This is a genomic window from Nonomuraea gerenzanensis (assembly GCF_020215645.1).
Taxonomy (GTDB): domain Bacteria; phylum Actinomycetota; class Actinomycetes; order Streptosporangiales; family Streptosporangiaceae; genus Nonomuraea; species Nonomuraea gerenzanensis.
The window spans coordinates 10,672,876-10,696,706 of sequence record NZ_CP084058.1 but is presented as its reverse complement, the minus strand read 5'-3'; the positions used below and the strand labels follow the sequence as shown (position 1 = coordinate 10,696,706).

The following is a 23,831-nucleotide window of genomic DNA, read 5'->3' as shown; positions in this document are numbered from 1 at the left end:
GAACCTCGCAAAAGGATCAGCCCGGCCCAGCCGTCCCGGTGAAGAACACCAGCAGTGGCAACGCCAAATTGTTGACGCTGTGCACGGCCACCGCCGGCCAGATCGACCCACTGCGCCGCATCACCTCGGCGGCGGCCAGGCCCACCACGAGCGCCGACGGCAGGACGATGTTGACGCCGTGGAAGAGGGCGAACACCACCGAACTGCCCAGAACGCCGACGACAGGCCCGTAACGCAGCAGGGCGTTGGCCAGCACCCCGCGGAAGAGGAACTCCTCCCCGATGGGGGTGAGCACGGCCAGGAACAGCATCGTCAGGATCAGGGGCAGCACCCCGCCGCCGGCCGCGTCGTAGTACATGCCCTGCGGGTCGGAGTCGAGCCCGGTCAGGGCGATGACGGCGTAGTTCACCAGGCCCTTGAGCACGAGGGCGATCACCCCCACGCCCGCGCCCACGAGCATCCAGCGCCAGGTGGTGCGCCGCACCCCGAACGCGCTGAGCGACCGGATGCGTACGAGCACCGCCACGGCGAACCCGACGAGAGCGGCCAGGCCCGACCAGGCGGCCAGGACCAGCCCGTACACCACCGGATCCAGCCCCAGCCGGCCGAAGAGCACGGCCACAGCTCCGGCGGCGGTGAACGCGAGCAGGCCGGCCACGATTTCGGGCCGGCCCGGCCGCACCGGCGGTGCGACCTCAGCGGTAGCGGGGTCAGGAGCGCGGAAGGTCATGCGGCCCATCCCACCCGTCGCCGCGCTCGTCCGTCAGTGGCGCCGCGTCACGACCTCCCATGACACCCCCGCGGCCGAACCCATGACACGGTGTCACTGGTGCCGGCACGGGAACGGGGAAAACAATGGTCAGACTCTGCCGTTCCGTCCCGGAGAAGCCATCCGCATGCGATCCGTCCCGCTGAGCGCCGCCCCTGCCGCCGTCCTCACGCTACGCCGCCCGGCGACGTACGTTCCCGGACGAAGCGGATGAGGCGAGCCCGCTCAGAGGGAGCGCCGGACGCCAGGCCGGAGCGCGCCCCGAGGGCGTGGGGACGGTTGCGGGAGCTCAACCTGATCATGTTCCTCCCGCTTCTCGCCGCGATGGGCGCGCTGGTGGTGGCCGTCGATGCCCGGGCCTGGTGGGAGGCCGTGGTCCTGGCGCTGGGCGTGGTCGCGGCCCTGGTGACGTTCGTGCGGTGGGCGGCGCGGGACCTCGCCCGCGTCGCGTTGCCGTGCCTGATCGTCGCGGCGGCCGTGTGGGCGTTCGGCGCGCTGGCGATGGACGGCAGCGTCGCGTTCTACGGCCTCTCGATCGTGGGGCCGCTCGTCGTCTCCCAGCTGCGCCGTCACCGGGGAGCGGCGGCGCTGGGCCTGACCGCCTACGTCGCCGCGGTGGGCCTGGCGAGACTGCTGGTGACGCAGGACGATCCCTCCGGCGTTCTGGTGCGCTATGTCATCATCCCGGCGGGCATCACGGCCGTCCTGACCGGGCTGATGTTCCCCAACCAGAGGTTCTACGCCGTCGTCGCGGACCTGGAGGAGGCCCGGGAGCGTGAGGCGGAGCTGGCCGTCGTCCGCGAACGCATGCGGTTCGCCAGCGACCTGCACGACATCCAGGGCCACACGCTGCACGTCGTGAAGCTCAAGGCCGCGCTGGCGCAGAAGCTGGTGCGTACCGACGCGGAACGGGCCGAGCAGGAGCTGCGCGAGATCCACGCCCTGGTCGGCGAGACCATCGCCCAGACCAAGCAGCTCGCCTACGCGCAGCGGCGGCTGAACCTGTCGGCGGAGCTGGAGAACGCCAAGAACCTCTTCGAGGCCGCCGACATCAACGTGCGCGTCGAGCGCGAGGGCGAGGCCGAGGCCCGCACGGGCGAGCTGCTCGGCCAGGTCCTGCGCGAGACCACGACGAACATTTTGCGGCACGCGCAGGCCACGTGGGTGCGCATCACCCTGTCGGCGACGGGCATCACCATCGTCAACGACGGCGCGCAGGACTCCCCGGCGCCCGAGCTGGGGGGTCTCGCCACGCTCAGGGAGCGCGTGGCGGCCGACGGAGGCGAGCTGACGGCGGAGCAGGAGGACGGCCGGTTCCTGACCGCCGCCACCTTCCCGCGCGGCCCCTCGAATCCCGCCCACCGGCAAGCCTCCGGTTCCTGGAAGGACGACCGATGACCACCGTGGTGCTCGCCGACGACGAGGCCCTCCTGCGTAAGGCGCTGGCGTCGTTGCTCCCGCTGGAGGGCGAGATCACCGTGCTCGCCGAGGCCGAGGACGGCGAGGCGGCCGTCCAGGCGACGCTGCGGCACCGTCCGGACGTGCTGGTCATCGACCTGGAGATGCCCGGGACGGACGGGCTCGGCGCCGTCGCGCGGATCCGGCGGGAGCTGCCGGAGCAGGTGATCCTCATGCTGACCCGCCATGCCAGGCCGGGCGTGCTGCGCAGGGCGCTGAAGCTCGGGGTGCAGGGGTTCGTCAGCAAGTCGGCCGAGCCTGCGCACATCGTCTCGGTCATCAGGACCCTGCACGAGGGCAGGCGATGGATCGACTCGGACGTCTCCGCCCTGGCCATCATCGACGACTGCCCGCTCACGGACCGCGAGCTCGACGTGCTGCGGGTGGCCGGCGAAGGCTACTCGATCGCCGACATCGCCGCCCGGGTCCACCTGGCGGAGGGTACGGTGCGCAACTACCTGTCCAGCGCGATGCAGAAGACCCAGACCCGGACCCGGCACGAGGCGGCGCGGTACGCGCGTGAGCACGACTGGCTGTTGTGAGCCGGGCCGGGCGGCCCTCATGGCTTCGAGGCGTGGCCGAGCCATCGGCTCAGGACGGCTGCGACCTCGCTGAGGTCGTCGTCGCCCATCCTCCAGCGCAGAGCGGTCCCGCCCTGCTCGCGGAAGGCGGCGCAGTCGCTGGTGGAGTCGTCGATGAGCAGCGCGTCCCGGAACGTCATGCCGTGCCGGCTCAGCCAGGGCCCGAAGAACCTGGCGGCGTCCTCGTCCTTGAGCACCGCGACGTCGCTGGAGGAGATGAGGTCGTCACAGACGGGGGCCCAGGTGGCCAGCGTCTCCGTCGAGCGGCGGCCTGTGGGGCGCCGTGCCGCGCGCAGCCGCCTGAAGGTCTCGGCGAAGCAGTCCATGTTGTCGGTGGCCACGACGATCGACGCGAGCGTCCTGATTTCGAGGAGCAGTTCTAGCAACGGGACGTTGACCCGCATCCTGGCGCAGTCGGCGAGCAGCCGCCGGTGCAGGAAGTCGGCGCGGAACCGGCGGTCCAGCTTGATGCCGAGGCCGGAGATGATCTGGGCGTAGGACAGCTCGCCCCGCATCCAGGCGTGCGCCCGCTCACCGGCGAAGACCGGGGCCAGGCTCTGCACGAGCGGGGTGTGCAGCGGGTGCCGGGGGTCGTCCCGGATGGACGCCCAGAAGGGGTCGCAGGACAGCACGCCGTGCCAGTCCACGAACACGACTCTCTTCATCGCCGCTGTCCTCAGGTTCATGGCAGGACCGGGGCTCACAGCGGAACTGCCCGTCCCAGCCCTCGCAGGTCGAAGGGCTGGGGCGAGATGCTCAAGTCCGTGACCTGCCCGGTCTCGGCGTCAATGATGATGATCATGGACGTGCCGTGCAACGTCTTCTCCCTATGCCGGACCTGCCGCCGGAAGTTCCCCTCCAACTGGATCACGTAGACACCCGCGTCCCCCACGGGGCGTGAGGGCGTGGTGGCCCGCAGGACCGCCTGCCGGGTCGAGGCGATGTAGCGGAGATCGAGGGGATCCTGCTCCTGGTGCGCGGCGGCCAGGCTGCGGGCGACGGCTGTCATGTCGGCGAGTTGCTGGGGGCTCGGCGGCGGGGGAGGAGCGGCCGGCCGTGTCTCAGGTGCTGTGCCGTCCGGGGTCATGACCACCTCCTGAAGAGCTTGCGGGTTGATGTCGAGAACGGCCCGTCAGCTTCGTCCCAGATGTGGACGCGGCCACCGGGGCCGCGCGACACGAAGGAGACCCGGCATGACGATCCAGCGGATGGACAACGTACTCATCGTGGTCGAGAACCTCGATGCCGTCATCGCGTTTTTCGTCGAGCTCGGCATGGAGCTGGAGGGCAAGGGGCCGGTCGAGGGGCGCTGGGTGGAGCGGATCATCGGGATCGACGACGTCAGGCAGGACGTGGCCATGCTGCGCACGCCGGACGGTCACGGCCGGGTGGAGCTGGCGAAGTTCCACACGCCGGAGGCGGTCAGCGCGGGACCTGCGCAGGCGCCGGTGAACACGCTGGGGATCCGCCGGATCATGTTCGCCGTCGATGACGTCGAGGGCACGGTCGCCCGGCTGTGCGCCCACGGTGCCGAGCTCGTCGGGGAGGTGGCGCGGTTCGGGGACAGCTACCTGCTGTGCTACCTCCGTGGTCCTGAGGGGATCATCGTCGGGCTGGCGGAACAGCTGACCTGAACTACAAGCCTTCCCTGGGCCGATAGGCGACCCGCCACAGAGCCACCCCCAGCGACGAGGCGACCACCACCCAGCCCGGCACCACCCCCGCCACGGCCGCCACCACCAACGGCGCGACCACGCACGGTATGCCCCACGACCACAACCACCGCCGCTCGGCCCTGGCCGCGGCGCCGAGCACGGTGGAGGCGGCGAAGTAGCAGGCCAGCCCGCCCCCGAGCACCCACTCGATCCCGCCCTGCAGCGGCGCCGCCGGTTGTGTGACGGCCACGCCCAGCCCGGCCGCCGTCGCGGTGAGGCCCGCCGTCATGGCGAAGTGCGCGGGCAGGGCCACGTACGCCTTCATCGGGCGATCGCTGGGACCCACGACGGTGTTGATGCCGAACCGGACCGTGAGCCACCATAACGCGACGATCAGCCCGAAGGCGGCCAGTGCCGCCAGCGCGAACCGCCAGTCCCAGGCCATGCCCGACGAGGACAGGATGACCTGCGCGACCGCCTCGCCGAGCACGATGATCACGAACAGGCCCAGCCGCTCCGACAGGTGCGCCGGGTCGAGCACGGCCGCGGCGACCTTGGGGGCAGGTGACGCCTGCCTGTCCGCGCCCTCCCAGCGCCGTGCGCGCGCGTAGAACCGGCGGGCCTGCCGCTCCATCACGGCGATCAGCCGCTGCGGGTCCCGGCTCCGCAGGACGGAGAAGGCCATGTCGAGCGCCAGGCCGAGGCCCCACAGCAGGTAACGCAGCGGCTGGTCGGCCCAGATGGAGACGAGCCAGGGCAGCAGCCCCGCGCCGAGCTGGGCGGCCGGCCACGCCGTCATGATCGTCCCCGACTGCTGCAACGTCTGCGAGGCGCCGATGCGGCAGATGATGTAGGCGGCGATGAACCAGCCTTCGTGCAGGCCGCCGTCCCTGGCGACGTCCGGGATGGCGGCGGCCATGACGGCGATGCAGAACATGCCGATGAGCATGCTGCGGGTCCTGGTGCGTTCGGCGCGCACGTTGGAGTACAGCGTGAGCGTCGTCCAGATGCTCCAGACGGCGTAGTACATCAGCACGAACAGGGCGACGCCCGCCCACGTGGGGTGCCGCAGCCGCTGGGCGAGCTGCGCCACCGCCACGACCACCACGAGATCGAAGAACAGCTCGAGCCAGCTTGCGTGACGCTCTTCGGCTTCGCTCACGGCTTGAGGATAGAACCGGGCCGCGAGCTGGGGGAGGTGTGGAGGATGCCGACCTGGCGGGCGGGGTCAGGTGGCCTCGGCGCTGAGGGTCTGGGCGACCGGGCGGCGGGCCGCCAGGCGGGCGGGCAGGGCGGTGAGCGCCGCCGTCACCAGCAGGGTCGCGAGCACGGCGGTGACGATCCAGGAGGTGGGTGGATCGACCGCGTTCGGGGCGCTGAAGATCGCTACGACGCCGGCGCTGAGCGGCAGGCCGATGAGGACGCCGGCCAGGGTGGGCAGGAGCTGGGCGGTGGACAGCCCCGCGGACACCTGCCCGGGGGTGGCGCCGAGGGCGCGGGCGATGGCCATGTTCGCGCGGGCCTCGACGGCGGTGGTCCAGGTGAAGGTGACGGTGTTCACGAGGGCGAGGACGATCAGCAGGACGGTGACGGCGAGCAGCAGCCGCCGGTCGTGCTCGCCGCGCAGGTTGGGCAGGACGAAGGAGCCGTTCAGGCCATAGCCGCGCTCCGGCTGGGCGTGCTGGGCCAGCAGGGCGATGAGCCCGACCAGCGTGGTGGCGGTGGAGCACGCCTGCAGCACGGCGCGGCCGGGGCGGCGGGCGGTCAGCCGCAGCCCGAGCAGGAGCGGCGTGGGCAGCAGCGCGGACAGTGCGGTGAGCCAGGGGCGGTGCCGGGGCTGACGCACGGTGGCGGACAGCGCCGTGACGGTCGCCGTGCGCATCGCCCGCAGGGTGGGACGCAGCGTGGACAGCACCGCCACGACCACGGCGAGCACGGTCGCGGTGATCACGGTGGCGGCGTCCGGCCCCGGCACGTCGCCGATCCGGCTGGCGGTCGGGCTGGCGATGACGGGCACGGCCAGGCGGGCGATCAGCAGGCCCAGCGCGTCGCCGAGCAGCGCCAGCGCCAGGTACTCGGTGAGCAGGACGGTCGCGATCAGCCCCGGCCCGGCGCCGACGGCCTTGAGCAGCCCGGCCCGGCGGGTCTGCTCGATGGCGCGGCCGGCCGCCAGCGCCGCCACGCCGATGACGGCCAGGAAGCTGAGCAGCCAGCTGCCGACGACGAGGATCGGCTGGCTGTCCTTGAGGATGCGGGCGTCCTGCTCGGCCTTGAACTGCCAGCTGTGCTCGTTCACCCGGGCCTCGGTGCTGCGGTGGGCCTCGGCGAAGGCGTCGGCCGTGGCGGGGTCGCGCAGCTTGAGGTCCATGGCCAGGGTCACCGGCAGGTCGTGGGAGCCGGCCAGGGCGCGGGCGTCGGAGCGGGTCATCCAGGCCAGGCCGGTGTAGTCGGTGGGGCCGCCGCCCGGGCCGACCTGCGCCGCGCCCGGGTAGACGGAGGTGGCCGCGGTGACGGCGATGCCGACGACGGGGTAGGACTGGCCGGCGATGCTGACCCGGTCGCCGACGCCCACGTCCAGCGCGGTGGCGAAGCCGCGTTCGAGGACCGTGCCGCCGGGGCGTACCCACTGGCCCGAGGTCACCAGCGGGCGGTTGAGCGCGCCGAGCCGCTCGGCGAAGCCGTGCACCACCACCGCGGACGTCACGGAGCCGCGCGCGGTGAGGTTCGCGTAGACGATGCGGTACGGGCCGTGGTGGCCGACCACCTCGGGATCCTCGGCCAGCGAGGTCAGGGCCGAGGTCACGGCCGGGCCCGTGTCGCCGGACAGCGCCACCACGTCGGGGCCGGCGGTGGCCGCGCGGGTCTGCGCGTACAGGGCGTCGGTCGCGCCGCGCAGGGACAGGCCCAGGGCCAGCGTGGCGGTGGCCACGGTGACCGCGAGCAGGAGCATCACGGCCTGGGCCCGGTGCCGGCGGACGTCGGCCAGCACGAGGCGCGCGACGAGCACGATGGAGCCCACGGCGCTCAGCCCTCCGATCCCATGAGCATGGTGCTTCAGCACTCCAGCCCGATCAGCCCGCCGAGCCCGCGCGGTTGGGAACCCGCCAGCCGGGTGTCGTCGACGAACATCCCGTCGCGCATCGAGACCAGCCGGTCCGCGGTGGCCGCGACGCGCTCGTCATGCGTGACGATCACCAGCGTCTGCCCGGCGGACCGCAGCTCCGCGAAGATCCGCAGCACGTCGAGCGTCGCCGCGCTGTCGAGGTTGCCGGTGGGCTCGTCGGCCAGCACGACCAGCGGCTCGTTGGCCAGCGCCCGGGCGACGGCGACCCGCTGGCGCTGCCCGCCCGACAGCTGCGACGGCAGGTGCCGGGCCCGCGCCGCGAGCCCGACCCGTTCGAGCAGGGCGCTCGCGCGGCGCCTGGCCTGCCGCGGCGAACGGCCGGCCAGCAGCGCGGGCAGCTCCACGTTCTCCGCCGCCGACAGCTCCTCCACCAGGTGGAACGCCTGGAAGATGAACCCCACCGACTGGCGCCGCATGCGGGCCAGCGCCCGCTCGCTCAGGTTGTCGATGCGCCGCCCGGCCAGCCACACCTCCCCGCGTGACGGCCGCTCCAGGCCACCGAGCAGGTGCAGCAGGGTCGACTTCCCACAGCCGCTCGGGCCCATCACCGCGACGGTCTGCCCCTCGGGCACCTCCAGGTCGACCTCGTCGACCGCCCGCACCCGGCTCTCCCCTTGACCGTGCTCCTTCACCAGGTCACGAATCCGGACGACGGCACTCGACTCGCTCACACACCCTCAACTCTGTCGTCGTCCGGTCTGTCGTCGTCCGGTCTGTCGTCGTCCGGTCTGTCGTCGTCCGGGAACCCGCCCGTCCTGGACCAGGCCCGCTCGCAGGCCTCCAGCCACCGCAGGTCCGCCTGCAGCCGCAGCACGACCCCCTCCAGCAGCAGCACCGCCTTCGAGCCCGCCGGCTCGGCCATGATCGCCTGCTGCGCCTCGCGCAGGCGGCGCAACAGCTCCCGCCGCTGCGCCGCCACCAGCTCGATCGGATCGGCCAGCCGGGCGGCCGACGCCGCGACGAGCTTGAGATGGAACTCCGCCAGGTCCGGCTTGGGCCAGCCCACCTCGGCCAGCCACGCGGCCACCCGCTGCTGCCCGGCCGGCGTCAGCGCGTAGACCTTGCGGTCCGGCCGCTCCGGCAGGCCGTCGGCCCGCTCGCAGACGACCAGCCCGGCCTTCTCCAGGCGGGACAGGGTCACGTAGATCTGGCCGGGGTTCATCGACTCGCCCAGCGGGCCCAGGCTCTGGCGCAGCCGGGCGCGCAGGCCGTACCCATGCGACTGCTCCTTGGCGAGCATCGCCAGCACTGCGTCCTGCACGGCATCCCCCTAACGGTTAGCTAATAGCTAGCGGCTGGCCCGGCGAGCTGTCAAACGCACCGGAGGCGGCGGATGGCCTGGATGGGATCGTCGTCGTCGGAACCGGGCCTGGAGGGCCGGCCTGTACCCTGGCGGAGCCGGCCGCCGTCGCCGGCAGCTCGGCGGAGGGACTGGTCGCGCAGGTGCGGCGCTACGGCGAGGCGGCTCTTCCTGGCTGGTGCATGCGCAGACGATGGATGCGGACGACATCGCCTTGGCCGATGCCCTGGCCGCTCAGGGTGTGCCCGCAGACGTGCACGCCGGCTGCGGCGTGGCCGCCTGGCACTCCTGCGACGAACCTGCTCGGCCGCCGACCGCATCGAGCTGCGGTGATGGACCCGCTCTTCGCCCGTTGGTCACTCATCAACGCGAAGGGGTGCCACCCGGAAGAGTGACACCCTCAACGACCAGCAAGAACCTGGTCGGGACGACAGGATTTGAACCTGCGACCCCTTGACCCCCAGTCAAGTGCGCTACCAAGCTGCGCTACGTCCCGGTCACGCCGGCCGCCCCCCGACTTGAAGGACGTCCGACCGGCAACCACCCTACAGGAGGAGCCGGACTCATCACGTATCAAGATTGGGGTGGGAACGATGCGAGACGGCGGCGACGAGGTCGTCATGTACTGGCGGCCGATGTGCACGTTCTGTATGAAGCTGCGGGTCAGCCTGCTGTTCACCGGCCTCCGCTACCGCAAGGTCAACATCTGGAAGGATCCGGACGCGGCCGCGTTCGTGCGCTCGGTGGCGAACGGCTTCGAGACGGTGCCGACGGTGACGGTGGCGGGCAGGCCGATGGTGAATCCGTCGCGGCGTGAGCTGCTGGACGCTGTCAGGACGTATGCGCCTCAGCGGCTCAAGGAGTGAATTCTCAGGTGAATGGGAGGAGTCGGCCCAACCCGGCCTCGGCGATGTTCCGCGAGGGCGGGCTGCCGCTGCGTGAGGAGCCGTCGATCTCAGACCCCAGCTCGCCGGATACCTGCGCTACGACAGCGACCCGCTGTGGGAGCGGCGGCCGGTGATCACCGTCGCCGACCCCGTCGTGCGCTTCCACAACCTGATCACCGTGCCGCAGCGCGATCTCGTCGATGCGGGGCGATCGGCGGAGGCGTGACGTCGTTCCCGGCCGGCCTTCGTCGCGGGCGCGCTCGGGCCGCACTTCGGGGTGTGTGCGCGGGAGTGGCTGCGAGACCGCCCGGCGCTGTGCGGGAACGCGGGCACGGTGTCGGCGACCGTGGTCAACGACCGGAAGGGGCAGGCCAAGCACGAGATCGACGTCATCGCGCTGGACAAGAAGGCGGGGCGGACGGTCGTCGGCGTGCTCGGGGAGGCCAAGGCGACGGACACCCGGCGGAGCGTGGCCGATCTCGAGCGGCTGGAGCGGCTCAGGGGGTTGCTGGCGGAACACGGGCATGGGGCCGCGTCCGCCGTGCTGCTGGTGGACCTGCCGTCCCTGCTGGGGAACGAAGAGCCGGTGGTGGCGCCCCGCCTCTGGAAATCTCGGGTGATGCGTAACAACGGGAAGGCTCGGACCACTTCCTGGTGTCAGAAGAACGACGCATCCCGAACGAAGGGGCTGGGCGGTGACGGATGATGCGCACCGGTTCACCGGCATGTACGACGAATGCCGGCAACGCGTCTGGGCCTACGTGGTCAGTCGCGCCGGGCGGCAGGTGGCCGACGAGGTGGTGAGCGAGACGTTCGCGATCGCCTGGCGGCGGCTGGACGACGTGCCGGAGCCGGCGCTGCCGTGGTTGCTCGGGGTCGCCAGGAACGTGCTGCGTGACAACGTACGCGCGGAGCTGCGGCGGGAGGCGATGGCCGCCGAGCTGCGAGCCTGGACCGAGGGGGACGTGGCCGATCAGGTGACGGAGCGGATGGGGGTGCTGCGCGCGCTGGCCGCGTTGCAGGAGGACGACCGGGAGATCCTCATCCTCGTCGCCTGGCACGGGCTGACGCCCAAGGAGGCCGCCGGGGTCATCGGCTGCTCGTCGGCGGCGTACCGCGTACGGCTGCATCGGGCGCGCAAGCGGCTCAGACAGGCCATGGAGGCGGAGCCGGAGTGGCGCGCCCCCGAGCGGTCCAGGACCCCCGTACGGAACCTCAGCGAGGAGTGGTCATGAACCCCATCGACGAACTTCGGGCCGCCAGGCCCGCGCACCTCGGCGACCGGCCGGTGGACGAGGGGACGAGGGCCGCGGAGCTGGCCCGCGCCATGTCCGGACCCCGGCGGGGCCCCGCGCGGCGACGGCGGGGCAGGCCCGTGTGGGGGCTGGGGCTGGCAGGGGCGGCGGCCGCGGCGGTGACGGCGGTGGCGGTGGTCGTGTCGGGCGGCGGCGCGGCGCCCACGACGCCGCGGGCCCCCGACGGCGCTCAGGCGGCGGCGAGCCCCGCCACGGCGGCTCCCCGGGTGACGCTGTCGGCTCGGGACGTGCTGCTGGCCGCGGCCGAGAAGGCCGACCGTCAGGCCGACGGGAGCGGCGACTGGTGGCACAGCGTGACGGTGAACAGGCACCTGTACGCGGCCAGGACCGGCGGCTACCTGGTCGTGGACCGGACGCGGAACGAGGGCTGGACGCCCGCCGCCACCGGAGGCGAGCAGTGGGCCGGCGACCAGCGGCTCGGGGCCGAGCCGGCCACGGAGGCGGACCGGAGGGCATGGGAGCAGGCGGGGGCGCCGTCCGAGATCGAGGTCCTCGTGCCGGGCAAGGGGCGGGGGAGGCTGGCCCTGTCCACGGCCGAGGGTGAGGCCAGGACCAGCCACACCCCGCTGGTGGACGGTGACAAGGTCTTCTGGCTCGGCAAGAACGTCACCATGAAGGATCTGCGGACGCTGCCGAGCGACCCGGGCAAGCTGAAGAAGTGGCTGATGGCCTCCTACGCCGGGCACGGCACCGAGTCCACGAGCGAGGAGCTGTCGGGGGACGCGTGGCTGTTCCGGGTCAGCGTCGGCCTGATCATGGACATGCCGGTGACGCCCGAGGTGCGGGGGGCGGCGTTCCGCATGCTGGCCGAGCTGGACGACGTCAAGGTCACCGCCAGCGTGACGGACGCCGAGGGGCGGCAGGGCACGGCCGTGTCGATGCGGGAGCGCTACGACCGGGGCGGAGTCTCCGAGAACCGGCTGGTCTTCGACGAGGCGACCGGGCGGGCGCTGGCCCACGAGTACGTGGTGGTCGAGCCGGGCGGGCTGCAGGCCGGGTTCGAGCCGGGCGCCGTCTGGAGCTCCACCGCGCTGATCGAGGCGGGCTGGACCGACGACAGGCCGTGAAGCGGGCGGGCCCGTCAGCCGCTCTGGCGGGCCTCGTCGTTGGCGTTCGTACGGATCTGCTGGATGCGCTGCTTGGTCAGCCCGAGCAGCTCGCCGATGTCACTGTCGGACAGCCCCAGCTCGTGCATGTGCTTGACCCGCTTCTTCAGCGTCCGCGTGTAGTCCTCGGCGATCGCGGCCGCCTGGCGCTGGAGGGCGGCGAAGTCGTCGAGGTCCTGCTCGGACAGGCCGGGCAGCGTGTAGTGGAAGACCGGCGACGGCGGCCGGTCGCGATCGGCGAACAGGAACGGGAGCCCCTCGGCCACGTCCGCGTGCAGCTCGCGCAGCGTCCGCGCGGACATGCCGCCCGCCACGCCGTCCACCTGGGCCAGCCACAGGTTGCCGGCCATGGTGACGTGGACGTCGACGCGGTCTGCGGTCATCGGTGCTCCAGTCAGTCCTTCAGCCAGCCCTCGCCGAACAGGTGTGCCAGCCCTCGTTCGAGGGAGTCCACCAGGTGCGGTGTCTCCCCGGGGTAGAGCGGGACGATCGCGCGGGCGGCGACCCGGCCCTCGGCGTCCCACAGCAGCAGGAACCGCTGCCGCCGGGTCGTCTCGGCCCAGTCGCAGCGCAGGCCGTGGTGGTGGGAGAGCCCGATGATCCGATCGCGGATGGCCGCGTAGTCGTCTCGTTCTACCACACGCGGCAGACTATATCCCTTGGCTACCATCGACAACGGGTCTTGTCGGCATGATTTCGTCATGCGTGTTGGTTAGGCCGCGCTCTCTTTGTCAGGCGCTCCATGCTCGGAGGAAGGCGTCCACGGTGGCGACGGCCATCGTCCGCAGTTGCGCGTCCTCCAGTTGGCGGGTGCCGAGCTGTGTGCGTGCCTCCAGCGGGCCCAGGAGCAGTGCCAGGAACTGCTCGGCCGCCAGGTCGGGGTCGGCCGCGCGCAGGCGGCCCGCCAGCGCGAGGCGCGCCAGGCGGTCGGCGAGCGCCCGGGTGAGCCGGTCGGGGCCGCTCTCCTTGACGATGTCCAGGATGTCGGGGAAGTGGGTGATCTCCGAGTAGAGGAGGCGGCGCAGCGCGCACGAGCGGCCGTCGGTGTGCAGGCGGAGCAGGGTGTGCGCGACCTCCTCCAGCGTGGCGCGAAGGTCGTCGCCGGGGGTGCCGAGCGGCTCCAGGGCGGCGATCCGCTGCTCCAGGATGGCGCGGGCGGCGGCCTCCATGGCATGCCGGAACAGTGTGGCCTTGTCGGTCATGTGGTTGTAGACCGTCGGCTTGGCCACGCCCGCCTCCCGGGCGATCTCCTGCACGCAGGACTGGGCGTAGCCCTCCCGCGCGAACACGGTGAACGCGCCCTCCAGGATCGCCCGCCGCTTGTCGATGCGCCCCCGTGTGGTCGTCATGGCCCCGATTGTACTCGCTGGTTCACTTTCATGGATGAGCTGGTCTATGTTGAACTCATGAGTTCAGAAAAATTGGACGGCCGGTTGCTCTGGCTGATCGTCGTGATCCTGCTCGGCGGCTTGCTGGGCATCCTCAACAGCACGATGGCCGCCGTCGCCACGGACACCCTGGCCACCGCCTTCGACACCTCACTGAGCACGATCGGCTGGGCGTCCACCGGGTTCCTGCTGGCGGTGACGGCCACGATCCCGTTCACGACCTGGGCCGTGGACCGGTACGGCGGCAAGCGGCTGTGGGTGGCGGGGCTGGTGCTGTTCCTGGCGGGCTCGCTGGCCGCCGGGCTGGCCTGGGACGTGGGCAGCCTGATCGCGTTCCGGGTGGTGCAGGGCGCCGGGGCGGGGCTGCTCGATCCGCTCGTCCTGATCCTGCTGGCCAGGGCGGCGGGGCCGCAGCGGGCCGGGCGGGTGATGGGGCTGATGGGCGTGGTCCTGTCGCTTGGCCCCGTGCTCGGGCCGATCGCGGGCGGGGCGATACTCGGTGCGCTGTCGTGGCGGGCGATGTTCCTGATCAGCATGGTCGTCGGGGTCGTGGCGCTGGTGCTGGCGCTGCGGGTGATCCCCGCCGACGGGCCGGCGCCGGCGCGCGTGCCGAGGCTGGACGTGGTGGGGCTGGCGTTGCTCGGGCCCGGGTTCGCCGCCGTGGTGCTGGCTCTGTCGCAGACGGCCGAGCAGGGGGCGTTCGCGGTGTGGCAGGTGCTGGCGCCGCTGGGGCTCGGGCTGGTGCTGCTGATCGGGTACGCCACGCACGCCCGCCGTCCCGGCCCGCTGATCGACCTCGGGCTGTTCCGCAGCCGGAGCTTCAGCGCCAGCGTCGCCATCATGGGACTCGGCGGCATGGGCCTGTTCGCGGGGCTGTTCGCGCTGCCCCTGTACTACCAGCAGGCCCATGGCCACGACGTGCTGGCGGCCGGGCTGCTCATGGCCCCGCTCGGGCTCGGCGGCTCCATCGCGATGCCGCTGGCCGGGCGCCTGTCGGACCGCTTCGGCGCGCGCCGGCTGGCCGCCGGCGGGGCGGTGGTGGCGGTGGCGAGCGTGCTGGCCCTCACGCGGATCGGCCCCGACACGCCGGAGATGTGGCCGGCGCTGGCCGCGCTGACGTTCGGGCTGGGCAGCGGGTGCTTCAGCGCGCCGACGATGGGCTCCCTCTACCGTACGCTGCCCGGCCCGATGGTGGCGCAGGGCAGCTCGGTGCTCTACATGCTGAACCAGCTCGGCGCCGCGCTCGGTGTCGCCCTGGTTACGCTCGTCGTCCAGACCGCGGAGAGCGCGATCGACGGGCTGCGCGGCGTGTTCTGGCTGGCCGTGGCCTCGAACCTGGTCGTCCTGGCCCTCGTCCCGCTGCTGCCCGGCGGCAGGGCGGGCGCGCCTGAGCCCGCCGTACGGGAAGGAGCGCCGAGCACGCCGTGAAGCCGATTGGACCGATCGGCGGACCAATTCGATGAGATTGGCTCTGTAAGCGGGCCATTCCTGCCGATGTGATGGGACGCGTCCAACGCATCAAGGAGGCAGAACCATGACAGGTGCAGTATCGGTCCCCGAGGCCATCGGGACGCTGCCCGGCCCCTGGCAGCAGCGCCGGCTCGCCGAGGTGAACGACGCCGTGGTCCGGCTGGCCCAGCTCCACGGCGAGTTCCCCTGGCACTACCACGACGAGGACGAGCTGTTCCTGTGCTGGGACGGGACGTTCCGGCTGGAGCTGGAGGGGCGGGAGCCGGTCGTCATGACGCCCGGCTCGATCTTCGTCGTCCCGCGCGGGCTGCGGCACCGGCCGGTGGCGGACGAGCCCGCGCACGTGCTCATGGTGGAGAAGCCCGAGACCAAGCAGTACGGCAACTGAGGCTAAATCGGTTGCGGGGGGTATGAGAACTCTGGCCTGATAGATCGTGTTCGGAGTGTGACCGGGAGGAGGCGATACGAGATGACGTACAACGAGGTGACAGGAACGCGGCGACCGCTGCGGATGTGGGCGGAGCCGGAGACGGTCGAGCCGCAGGCGATGCAGCAGCTGCGTAACGTGGCGAACCTGGAGTGGGTCCACGGTGTCGCCGTCATGCCGGACGTGCACCACGGCAAGGGCGCGACGGTGGGCTCGGTCATCGCGATGCGGGACGCGGTCTCGCCGGCGGCCGTCGGGGTGGACATCGGGTGCGGGATGACCGCGGTGAAGACGTCCTACCAGGCCGCGCAGCTCCCCGACAACCTGGCCTACCTGCGCCGGCGGCTGGAGCAGGCGGTGCCGGTCGGGTTCGGGCACCACAAGCTGCCGGTCGACCCGGCCAAGGTGCAGGGGGTCAAGCAGGCCGGATGGGCGGAGTTCTGGAAGGGCTTCGAAGAACTGGCGCCGGCCGTGATGGCGCGGCGCGAGCGGGCGGAGGTCCAGATGGGCACGCTCGGCGGCGGTAACCACTTCCTCGAGGTGTGCGCCGACGACGAGGGCTGGGTGTGGGTCGTGCTGCACTCCGGCTCGCGCAACATCGGCAAGGAGCTGGCGGAGCACCACATCGGGGTGGCCCGCGGGCTGACGCACAACCAGGGGCTGGTGGACCGGGACCTGGCGGTCTTCCTCGGCCACACGCCGGAGATGGACGCCTACCGGCGCGACCTGTTCTGGGCGCAGGACTACGCGCGGCGCAACCGGGCGCTGATGATGGGGCTGGTGTGCGACGTGCTGCGGCGGCACCTGCCCGAGATCACCTTCGAGCAGCCGATCTCCTGCCACCACAACTACGTGGCCGAGGAGCGGTACGACGGGGTGGACGTGCTCGTCACCCGCAAGGGCGCGATCCGGGCCGGGGCGGGGGAGCTGGGGATCATCCCCGGCTCGATGGCCACCGGGACGTACATCGTGAAGGGGCTGGGCAACGCGGCGGCGTTCAACTCGGCCTCGCACGGGGCCGGCCGGAAGATGAGCCGGAACAAGGCGAAGAAGACGTTCACGGTGAAGGATCTGGAGGCGCAGACGGCGGGGGTGGAGTGCCGTAAGGACTCCGGGGTGCTGGATGAGATCCCGGGGGCGTACAAGGATCTGGAGTCGGTGATGGCGGCTCAGACGGATCTCGTGCAGGTGGTCGCGCACCTGCGGCAGCTCATCTGCATCAAGGGCTGAACCATGGGGCCGTAGGCCGCCCCTTGAAGGCAGGGGTGGCCTACGTCCATCCGGGGCACGTCATGGTGTCAGAGTGGCGTCTTCCAGTTTCCACAGGCGCAGGACAGTGGAACCCCTGGTCCGCAGCACGCTGAAGACCTCGTCGCCGACGGTGGTGATGGCGCCGGTGTCGACCATGGGGCTCGACCAACCGGTGGGACTCGTCTTCGCGTAGGTCATCACGCCCGTCACCAGGTCGTACACCTCGACGCCCCGGACGGTCCAGCCGCCGACGACCTTGGTGCCGTCCGGGGTGACGGCCACGGCCACGGCACTGCCCTGGGCCGCGGCGTTCTCGCCGTATTGGCGGACCATTGTGAGGCTTGAGGTGTCCCAGCCTTCCAGCCGGGTCGGGAACGCCGCCAGTGCCGTCGAGCCGTCCGGTGTGATGGACAAGTCGGAGAGGTAGGGCAGGCCGTCGATCTCGCCGAGAAGCTGCGGAGAACCTGTGCTCACGTCGTAGGACATCAGCGTGGACGGGGAGACGCGGGAGTAGCCGAGCACGAGTGTGTTCTGCGCGGCGGCGAGCATGGGCGCGTAGGCCAGCCCCGTCAAGGCGGTGACGGGCTGCGGGGCCGGGGCCGACAGGTCGAGGCTTGCAACCCCGCCATTCCCCGGTCCACACCCGTGCCCCGTCCACAGCATGTTGCCGGACAGCGACAAGCGGTACGGGCACGTGTACGCCGCGAAGTCGAACCGCCGGGTGATCGCGAGAGTCGAGGTGTCGATCTCAACGACCTCGTTCGAATCACGCAGTGCCGCGTACAGCCGGGTTCCGTCGGGTGTCACCGTGAGGCCCACCACGTATGACAGGTCGGTGATGTAGCCGATCAGTGTGCCGTCGGTGTCCGTCACCACGATTCGATCGCGGGCGGACGCGAACAGCCTGCCGCTGCCCGTGACGATCTCGACTTCCGACGAGGACGTGGAGGGGGTCAGGCCGAGGTAAGTGATCGAATCCGCTGCCGAGGCCGCGGGTGCTCCGGCGAGGAGCAGGCCGATCGTCATGGTCAAGGCGCTCAGCGAGGCAGCTAGGCGGCGAAAGGGCCGGACAATGCTCAGCCGTTCTGAGGGGGATAAGCGCACGTGTACTCCGCTCCGAGCGAAAAACGAATCCCCGCCATTATGATCAAGCCGACTCCCGTACCACCAGCTCGGCCGGGAGCAGCACCGGCTCCTCGGGCCCGCCCTCGAACAACCCCAGCAGCAGCTCCACCGTCGCGCCGGCCCAGTCGGTCATCGGGCTGTGGACCGTGGTCAACGCGGGGGCGGTGTAGAGGGCGGCCTCGATGTCGTCGAAGCCGACCACCGCCACGTCGTCCGGCACCCTGCGCCCCGCCTCCCGCAGGGTGCGCAGGGCGCCGATGGCCATGAGGTCGTTGGCGGCGAAGACGGCGTCCAGGCCGGGGTCGTCCTGGAGGAGCTGGCGCATGGCGTCGGCGCCCGAGACGCGGGTGAAGTCGCCGATGGCGACGATGGAGCGATGGCAGGTTTCGCGCATGACGTCGGTGTAACCGGTGAGGCGCTCCTGGGAGGCGGTCATGTCCAGCGGGCCCGTGATGGTGGCCACCCTGCGCCTGCCCTGCCGCAGGAGATGGCGTACGGCGAGGTCGGCGCCGCCGGGGTTGTCGTTGTCCACGTAGGGGACGGCGGGGTTCGTGCGGCCCAGCGAGACGATCGGGATGCCCTTGCGGGCCAGCGTGGCGGGCAGCGAGTCGGCGCCGTGCATGGAGACGAGCAGGACGCCGTCCACATGGCCGGCCGCCACGTACTGGGCGACCCGGGCGCGGCTGTCCTGAGAGCCGGCCAGCATGAGCACCACCTGCTTGCCCGCCGCCTCCAGCTTCCTGCTGGCCTGGCGGACCACGGCGGAGAACATCGGGTCGTCGGAGACCAGGCCCTTGGGCGGGTCGGAGACGACGAGGGCGACGGCGTTCGTGCGGCGGGTGGCGAGGTTGCGGGCGGCGGCGTGCGGGACGTAGCCCAGCTCCCTGACGGCGCGCAGCACGACCTCGCGGATGGACGGGGCGACGGTGGTGGCGCCGTTGATCACTCGGGAGACGCTGGACTTGGAGACGCCGGCCCGGGCGGCCACGGCTTCCAGGGTGGGTCTGTTCACTTCCCTCCTCCGTACGAGAGAGCGCTTCCCCATGAGGGTGGGGTCCGGGGTGCGGGAGAGTCAAGGCGGCAGGGAAGGGCAATGTTTCTCGGCGTCCGGGTACCGGTCCCGGGGCGCGGCGGGAAACAGCAGGTAGCGGGGTGGACGGGGCTGGCCGGAAGTGTTTCAGAGAGCGCTCTCTTCAGTGTCGGAGAGGTTAACCCCGGCCTTGACAGAGATTACGGTCGCGAGCAGTCTCCTACTCAGGGAGCGCTCCCTCGAACCTTCCCCCCAGTTTGACGGAGACGTTGTGACCGCACTCTTACGCCGTCTCGCGGCTCTCGCCGCCCTGCTGACCCCCCTGCTGTCAGCCCTGCCCGCCCACGCCGCCGACCCTCTGCTGTCGCAGGGCAAGCCCGCCACCGCCTCCTCCACCGAGAGCGCCGCCGCCTTCCCCGCCTCCGCCGCCGTGGACGGCGACCCCGGCACCCGCTGGTCCAGCGCGTTCTCCGACCCGCAGTGGATCCAGGTGGACCTCGGCGCGACCGCCACCATCAGCCAGGTCGAGCTGAGCTGGGAGACCGCCCACGCCACCGCCTTCCAGGTGCAGGCGTCCACCGACGGCAGCTCCTGGAGCAACCTCTACTCCACCGCCGCCGGCACGGGCGGCAACCAGAGCCTGGCCGTGTCCGGCAGCGGCCGGTACGTGCGCGTCCTCGGCACCCAGCGCGCCACGGCTTGGGGCTACAGCCTCTGGGAGTTCAAGGTCTACGGGGCAGGCGGCTCCAGCGGCGAGCGGCTGCTGTCGTACGGCAAGCCCGGCGTGGCCTCCAGCTCCCAGCACGACGGGAACTGCTGGGAATGCACCCCGGCCAGGGCGTTCGACCTCGACCCCGCCAGCAGGTGGGCCACCGCGGCCTGGGCGGACCCGGGCTGGATCTACGTGGACCTCGGCGCGACCGCCCGGATCAGCAGGGTCGTGCTGCAGTGGGACCCGGCCTACGCCAGGTCGTTCCAGCTCCAGACCTCCCCTGACGCGAACACCTGGACCACCGTCTACAGCACCACCACCGGCACCGGCTTCAAGCAGACGCTGAGCGTCAGCGGCACCGGCCGGTACGTCCGCATGTACGGCACCCAGCGGTCCGGCGCCTACGGCTACAGCCTGTGGGAGTTCCAGGTGTACGGCACCGGCGGCAACCCCACCGACCCGCCGGCCCCGCCCAGGGACCCGGCCAACCCGCCGGCCCTGGTGTGGAGCGACGAGTTCAACGGCGCCGCGGGAGCCAGGCCCGACCCCGCCAAGTGGCGCGCCGACCCCGGCACCGGCCCGAACAACGAGCTTGAGTACTACACCGACCACGCCAACGCCGCCATGGACGGCCAGGGCCACCTCGTCATGGAGGCCCGCAAGCAGGCCACCCCGGGCTCCGCCTGCCCGCCCGACCCGCTCACCGGCAGCACCACCTGCCAGTACACCTCGGCCCGGATGAACACCGGCACGAAGTTCCACTTCACCTACGGCCGCGTCGAGGCCCGGATCAAGGTGCCCAAGGGCGACGGGCTGTGGCCGGCGTTCTGGATGATGGGCGCCGACTTCCTGACGGGGCGGCCGTGGCCGTACAACGGCGAGATCGACATCATGGAGGTCCTCGGCAAGGACGTGAAGACGTCCTACTCGACCGTGCACGCGCCCGCGTACAACGGGGGCGGCGGCGTCGGGTCGCCGTACACGCTGCCGAACGGCGCCGACTACTCCGACGACTTCCACGTCTGGGCCGCGAACTGGGACAGCAAGGGCATCGTCTACACGCTCGACGGGCGGACGGTGTTCGCGATCAGCAAGGACCAGGTGGAGCAGACCCGCGGCCCGTGGATCTTCGACCACCCCTACTACATCATCCTGAACCTCGCGGTGGGCGGCGACTGGCCGGGGCCGCCGAACGCCGCCACGCCGTTCCCGTCACGGATGCTCGTCGACTACGTGCGGGTCTACCAATGACCCCCGTCAAGGGAGCCGCCATGCGCCTCTTAGCCCTGTTGTCCCTGCTGCTCGGCACGTTCGTGGTGGCCGCTCCGGCGCCCGCCTCGGCCGCGCCCGTACGGGTGGCGGAGTTCCTCGCCGACTGCCCGTTCAGCCACCGGCTGCCCGACGACCCGATCGTCTTCCCCGGGCTGCCCGGCGCCTCGCACATGCACAGCTTCTTCGGCAGCCGGGTCACCAACGCCCACACCCAGCTCAACGACCTGCTCAACGGCGCCACCAACTGCAACCCGGCCGTGGACAAGTCGTCGTACTGGGTGCCGACCCTCTACCGCGACGGCGCGCCCGTCGAGCCGGCCATCGTCACGTTCTACTACCTCGGGGAGGGGGTGCGCGACGACATCATCGCCCGCATCCAGCCGCTCCCGCTGGGGTTGCGGATCGTCGCCGGCAACGCCAGGGCGACCGGGCCCGACAACACCACGATCTCCCGCTGGTCGTGCCTGCACGCCGGGCACGTCGGAGCCTCCAAGGACTTCGTGAACTGCCCGTCCGGCACCATGCTGGAGTCGTACCTGGACTTCCCGCAGTGCTGGAACGGGCGGGACCTGGACTCCGCCGACCACAAGAGCCACATGGCCTACCCGGTGGCGGGGGCCTGCCCGAGCACGCATCCCGTGCCGGTGCCCAAGCTGCGGCAGGTGATCCGTTACCCGGTGAGCGGCGACCCGTCGCGCATCCGGCTGTCGTCGGGCGGCGGGTTCACGATGCACGGCGACTTCTTCAACGCCTGGCCGGCGGCCGAGATGGAGCGGCGGGTGCGTGACTGCATCCGGCCGATCATCAAGTGCGGCGCCGACGGGCGGCCTTCGTAGGTGTTTCCTCCGGTCCGGGCGGGTGCGCGTGCGCCCCGCCCGGCCGCTCCGGTCGCGGTGATGGGAAGGACAGCGGACGTGGCGGTGTGGCGGCGGTTCGTGGGGATGGTGCTGGTCGTCGTGGTGGCGGGCTGTTCTCCTGTCGTACGGGAACCCGCCCCGGCCCCGGAGTACACCGTGACCGATGTGGCGTGGCTGCAGCTCACCGACGCCCTGCACACGCGGGCCCTGCCGTTGCTGGAGCTGGCACCCGAGCGGGCGTCCAGCCGGGCGCTGGCCGATCTGGCCGTACGGCTCGGCAAGGCGCACGAGGCGGGCCGCGGCCGGCTGCGTGCCCTGCTGGCCGAGGCGGGGATCACCGGTGAGAACCCGCACACCCTGCACGACATGCCCGGCATGCCCACGGCCCAGGACCTGAAGGACCTGGCGGGGCTGCGCAAGAGCGCCTTCGACCGGCGCTTCGCCGCGTTGCTGCGCGCGCATCTGGAGCAGCTCGTGCTGGTCGCGAACGGTGAACGGGACGCGGGCGGCGCGGCCGGGGCGCGGCGGCTGGCGGAGGACCTGGCCCGCGAGCACACCGGCGATCTCGCCGAGCTGGATCGGGCCGTCGCCGCGTAGCTTGGGAGCATGGAGATCGGGGAGCTGGTCGGCGCCGGACGCAGCGCCGACGTGTACGCGCTCGGCGACGGGCGGGTGCTGCGCCGTTACCGGGTGGACCTGGACGCCCGGCGCGAGCTGGAGGTCATGGCCCACGTGGCGGCGCACGGGTTCCCGGTGCCCGAGGTCTTCCCCGGCGACAGCAGCGCCACCGACCTGGTGATGCGGCGGGTGTCGGGGCCGACGATGCTGCACGCGCTGCTCGACGGGCGGATCGGGGCCGAGGAGGCGGGCCGGACGCTCGCCGCGCTGCTGCGGCGGCTGCACCGGATCCCGGCCCGGGGGTCCCGCGACCCCCGCGACCGGATCCTGCACCTGGACCTGCATCCGGACAACGTGATGCTGACGGCCGACGGGCCCGTGGTGATCGACTGGAGCAACGCCAGGGAAGGGCGGCCCGCGCTCGACTGCGCGCTGTCGGCGGTGATCCTCGCGCAGGTTGCCGTGGACGGGGAGAGCGAGCTGGCGGCGCCGGCCACCGGGCTGGTCGGCGTGCTGGTGGCCGAGCTGGGCGCGGACCTCGACCCGTCCGGGCCGCTCGACGAGGCCCGGGCCCGGCGGGCCGCCGATCGGGGGCTCAGCGCGTATGAGCTGAGCTTGCTGGATGAGGCGGTGGCGCTGATCAGACGGCTGGCCGTCCGTGCCTCATAGGGCGGGTCAGCGCCAGGCGCCTCTGGCGGCGGCCTCCTGGGCGAACGTCTCGAACGGCTTCGGCGCGCGGCCCGTCACCTCGCTCACCGTGTCGGCCACCGGCTGGTCGCCGAGGGCGCGCAGGGCGCCGAAGGCCTTGGCGGCGTGGATCGACTCGCCGGAGAAGCCGTTGGCGGCGATGTAGTCCTCGTCGCCGCCCAGGTAGCGCACCTCACGGCCGATGGCCCGGCCGATGATGTCCACGGCCTCCCCGAAGGCCAGCGAGCCCGGCCCCGTGAGGTCGTACGCGCGGCCGGCGTGCCCGTCCTGGGTGAGGGCCGCGACGGCGACGGCGGCGATGTCGTCGGCGTCCACGAACGCCTGCCGCACGTCGCCGAGCGGCATCAGCACCTCGCCCGCCATGATGGCCGGCTTGAAGAAGCCCTCGTCGAAGTTCTGGTTGAACCAGCTCGGCCGCAGGATCGTCCAGTCGGCCCCGCTGTCGCGCACCGTGCGCTCGGCCGCCAGCAGACGCTCGTCACCCATGGCCTCGATGGCGCCGCTCGACAGCAGCACGATGCGCTCGACACCGCGGGCCACGGCCAGCGACACGAACGCGGGATCGACGGGGACTCCGTCGGGCGCCATCAGGTAGAGGGCCGACGCGCCGGCCACGGCCGGCTCCCACGTGGCGGGCTCGGACCAGTCGAAGGTGGCCTGGCCGCTCCTGGAGGCGCCCCGCACGCTGTGGCCGGCGGAGCGAAGCTGCTCCACGACGCGGCGGCCGGTGGAGCCCGTGGCACCGAGGACGAGGATCATCACATCGCGTGTCATGCC

At 71.9% G+C, this 23,831-nt stretch carries 27 protein-coding genes and 1 tRNA gene; 14 read left to right on the top strand and 14 right to left on the bottom strand.

Translation table 11 applies throughout. From position 1 onward, the window contains the following. Positions 1-16 precede the first annotated feature (16 nt). Positions 17-730 carry a CPBP family intramembrane glutamic endopeptidase gene (locus LCN96_RS49790; RefSeq protein ID WP_225269386.1) on the bottom strand — a complete coding sequence of 238 codons (714 nt, stop codon included), beginning with the start codon at positions 728-730 and terminating at the stop codon, positions 17-19. 339 nt (positions 731-1,069) lie between these two features. Here LCN96_RS49790 and LCN96_RS49785 point away from each other — a divergent pair, with 339 nt between their 5' ends. Then, positions 1,070-2,167, top strand: coding sequence for a sensor histidine kinase (locus LCN96_RS49785; RefSeq protein WP_225269385.1), 1,098 nt, complete (start codon positions 1,070-1,072; stop codon positions 2,165-2,167). Then, positions 2,164-2,769 carry a response regulator transcription factor gene (locus tag LCN96_RS49780; RefSeq protein ID WP_225269384.1) on the top strand — a complete coding sequence of 202 codons (606 nt, stop codon included), beginning with the start codon at positions 2,164-2,166 and terminating at the stop codon, positions 2,767-2,769. The genes LCN96_RS49785 and LCN96_RS49780 overlap by 4 nt, the downstream gene beginning before the upstream one ends. 17 nt (positions 2,770-2,786) lie before the next feature. On the opposite strand, the gene LCN96_RS49775 is transcribed toward LCN96_RS49780, so the two are convergent. Together LCN96_RS49775 and LCN96_RS49770 are read right to left on the bottom strand one after the other, a co-directional pair. Beyond that, positions 2,787-3,473 (bottom strand): hypothetical protein, encoded by a 687-nt coding sequence (locus LCN96_RS49775; RefSeq protein ID WP_225269383.1) that lies wholly within the window; start codon positions 3,471-3,473, stop codon positions 2,787-2,789. A gap of 35 nt (positions 3,474-3,508) precedes the next feature. After that, positions 3,509-3,817, bottom strand: coding sequence for a hypothetical protein (locus tag LCN96_RS49770; RefSeq protein WP_225269382.1), 309 nt, complete (start codon positions 3,815-3,817; stop codon positions 3,509-3,511). Positions 3,818-4,001: 184 nt separating this feature from the next. Between LCN96_RS49770 and LCN96_RS49765 the strand changes: the two genes are divergently transcribed. Next, complete coding sequence (locus LCN96_RS49765) at positions 4,002-4,442, top strand: VOC family protein (protein WP_225269381.1); 441 nt, start codon at positions 4,002-4,004, stop codon at positions 4,440-4,442. Position 4,443: 1 nt separating this feature from the next. Here the strand turns inward: LCN96_RS49765 and LCN96_RS49760 are convergent, their stop codons facing one another. From LCN96_RS49760 to LCN96_RS49740, 5 genes are all read right to left on the bottom strand, one after another. Next, the gene (locus tag LCN96_RS49760) at positions 4,444-5,625 is read right to left on the bottom strand and encodes a low temperature requirement protein A (protein WP_225269380.1); all 1,182 of its coding nucleotides are present in this window, start codon (positions 5,623-5,625) and stop codon (positions 4,444-4,446) included. A 66-nt stretch (positions 5,626-5,691) separates the two neighbouring features. After that, entirely contained in the window at positions 5,692-7,482 is a 1,791-nt protein-coding gene (locus tag LCN96_RS57000) for an FtsX-like permease family protein (RefSeq protein WP_263657406.1), read from the bottom strand. Between the two features lie 35 nt (positions 7,483-7,517). Then, complete coding sequence (locus tag LCN96_RS49750; protein WP_225269379.1) at positions 7,518-8,258, bottom strand: ABC transporter ATP-binding protein; 741 nt, start codon at positions 8,256-8,258, stop codon at positions 7,518-7,520. After that, positions 8,255-8,848 carry a PadR family transcriptional regulator gene (locus LCN96_RS49745; protein ID WP_225269378.1) on the bottom strand — a complete coding sequence of 198 codons (594 nt, stop codon included), beginning with the start codon at positions 8,846-8,848 and terminating at the stop codon, positions 8,255-8,257. The genes LCN96_RS49750 and LCN96_RS49745 overlap by 4 nt, the downstream gene beginning before the upstream one ends. 458 nt (positions 8,849-9,306) lie before the next feature. Further along, positions 9,307-9,383, bottom strand: a tRNA-Pro gene (locus LCN96_RS49740). Positions 9,384-9,480: 97 nt separating this feature from the next. On the opposite strand from LCN96_RS49740, the gene LCN96_RS49735 reads away from it, so the two are divergent. The 4 genes from LCN96_RS49735 (at position 9,481) to LCN96_RS49720 (ending at position 12,157) form a co-directional block, all read left to right on the top strand. Then, complete coding sequence (locus LCN96_RS49735) at positions 9,481-9,753, top strand: glutaredoxin domain-containing protein (RefSeq protein ID WP_225276231.1); 273 nt, start codon at positions 9,481-9,483, stop codon at positions 9,751-9,753. Positions 9,754-10,120: 367 nt separating this feature from the next. Further along, a complete protein-coding gene (locus LCN96_RS49730) occupies positions 10,121-10,480 on the top strand; it encodes a hypothetical protein (protein ID WP_225269377.1) in 360 nt (119 codons plus the stop codon). Then, positions 10,470-11,009, top strand: coding sequence for an RNA polymerase sigma factor (locus LCN96_RS49725; protein WP_225269376.1), 540 nt, complete (start codon positions 10,470-10,472; stop codon positions 11,007-11,009). Before LCN96_RS49730 ends, LCN96_RS49725 begins: the two co-directional genes overlap by 11 nt. After that, positions 11,006-12,157: a CU044_5270 family protein gene (locus tag LCN96_RS49720; RefSeq protein ID WP_225269375.1), complete on the top strand. Its 1,152-nt coding sequence runs from the start codon at positions 11,006-11,008 to the stop codon at positions 12,155-12,157. The genes LCN96_RS49725 and LCN96_RS49720 overlap by 4 nt, the downstream gene beginning before the upstream one ends. 14 nt (positions 12,158-12,171) lie before the next feature. Here the strand turns inward: LCN96_RS49720 and LCN96_RS49715 are convergent, their stop codons facing one another. The 3 genes from LCN96_RS49715 to LCN96_RS49705 all read right to left on the bottom strand — a co-directional run bounded on the left by LCN96_RS49715 (position 12,172) and on the right by LCN96_RS49705 (position 13,545). Further along, on the bottom strand, positions 12,172-12,579 hold the full coding sequence (locus tag LCN96_RS49715) for a hypothetical protein (protein ID WP_225269374.1): 408 nt from the start codon (positions 12,577-12,579) through the stop codon (positions 12,172-12,174). Positions 12,580-12,590: 11 nt separating this feature from the next. Further along, entirely contained in the window at positions 12,591-12,836 is a 246-nt protein-coding gene (locus LCN96_RS49710) for a hypothetical protein (protein WP_225269373.1), read from the bottom strand. 91 nt (positions 12,837-12,927) lie between these two features. Then, entirely contained in the window at positions 12,928-13,545 is a 618-nt protein-coding gene (locus tag LCN96_RS49705) for a TetR/AcrR family transcriptional regulator (protein ID WP_225269372.1), read from the bottom strand. A 57-nt stretch (positions 13,546-13,602) separates the two neighbouring features. On the opposite strand from LCN96_RS49705, the gene LCN96_RS49700 reads away from it, so the two are divergent. The 3 genes from LCN96_RS49700 (at position 13,603) to LCN96_RS49690 (ending at position 16,711) form a co-directional block, all read left to right on the top strand. After that, a complete protein-coding gene (locus tag LCN96_RS49700) occupies positions 13,603-15,012 on the top strand; it encodes a DHA2 family efflux MFS transporter permease subunit (protein ID WP_225269371.1) in 1,410 nt (469 codons plus the stop codon). Positions 15,013-15,118: 106 nt separating this feature from the next. Further along, positions 15,119-15,442 carry a cupin domain-containing protein gene (locus LCN96_RS49695; RefSeq protein WP_225269370.1) on the top strand — a complete coding sequence of 108 codons (324 nt, stop codon included), beginning with the start codon at positions 15,119-15,121 and terminating at the stop codon, positions 15,440-15,442. An 81-nt stretch (positions 15,443-15,523) separates the two neighbouring features. Continuing rightward, entirely contained in the window at positions 15,524-16,711 is a 1,188-nt protein-coding gene (locus tag LCN96_RS49690; RefSeq protein ID WP_225269369.1) for an RtcB family protein, read from the top strand. Positions 16,712-16,771: 60 nt separating this feature from the next. Here the strand turns inward: LCN96_RS49690 and LCN96_RS49685 are convergent, their stop codons facing one another. Then, positions 16,772-17,758 carry a YncE family protein gene (locus tag LCN96_RS49685; RefSeq protein WP_225269368.1) on the bottom strand — a complete coding sequence of 329 codons (987 nt, stop codon included), beginning with the start codon at positions 17,756-17,758 and terminating at the stop codon, positions 16,772-16,774. Positions 17,759-17,879: 121 nt separating this feature from the next. Continuing rightward, positions 17,880-18,869: a LacI family DNA-binding transcriptional regulator gene (locus LCN96_RS49680; protein WP_225269367.1), complete on the bottom strand. Its 990-nt coding sequence runs from the start codon at positions 18,867-18,869 to the stop codon at positions 17,880-17,882. A 289-nt stretch (positions 18,870-19,158) separates the two neighbouring features. Here LCN96_RS49680 and LCN96_RS49675 point away from each other — a divergent pair, with 289 nt between their 5' ends. The 4 genes from LCN96_RS49675 to LCN96_RS49660 are packed head-to-tail and all read left to right on the top strand — an operon-like array spanning position 19,159 to position 23,015. Further along, positions 19,159-20,850: a discoidin domain-containing protein gene (locus LCN96_RS49675; protein WP_225269366.1), complete on the top strand. Its 1,692-nt coding sequence runs from the start codon at positions 19,159-19,161 to the stop codon at positions 20,848-20,850. A gap of 20 nt (positions 20,851-20,870) precedes the next feature. Then, positions 20,871-21,707 (top strand): DUF1996 domain-containing protein, encoded by an 837-nt coding sequence (locus tag LCN96_RS49670; protein WP_225269365.1) that lies wholly within the window; start codon positions 20,871-20,873, stop codon positions 21,705-21,707. A 60-nt stretch (positions 21,708-21,767) separates the two neighbouring features. Next, positions 21,768-22,325, top strand: coding sequence for a DUF305 domain-containing protein (locus LCN96_RS49665; RefSeq protein WP_225269364.1), 558 nt, complete (start codon positions 21,768-21,770; stop codon positions 22,323-22,325). Between the two features lie 9 nt (positions 22,326-22,334). Continuing rightward, positions 22,335-23,015, top strand: coding sequence for a phosphotransferase (locus tag LCN96_RS49660; RefSeq protein ID WP_225269363.1), 681 nt, complete (start codon positions 22,335-22,337; stop codon positions 23,013-23,015). Positions 23,016-23,021: 6 nt separating this feature from the next. Here LCN96_RS49660 and LCN96_RS49655 read toward each other — a convergent pair whose 3' ends face one another. After that, positions 23,022-23,828 (bottom strand): NAD(P)H-binding protein, encoded by an 807-nt coding sequence (locus LCN96_RS49655; protein WP_225269362.1) that lies wholly within the window; start codon positions 23,826-23,828, stop codon positions 23,022-23,024. Positions 23,829-23,831: the final 3 nt, after the last annotated feature.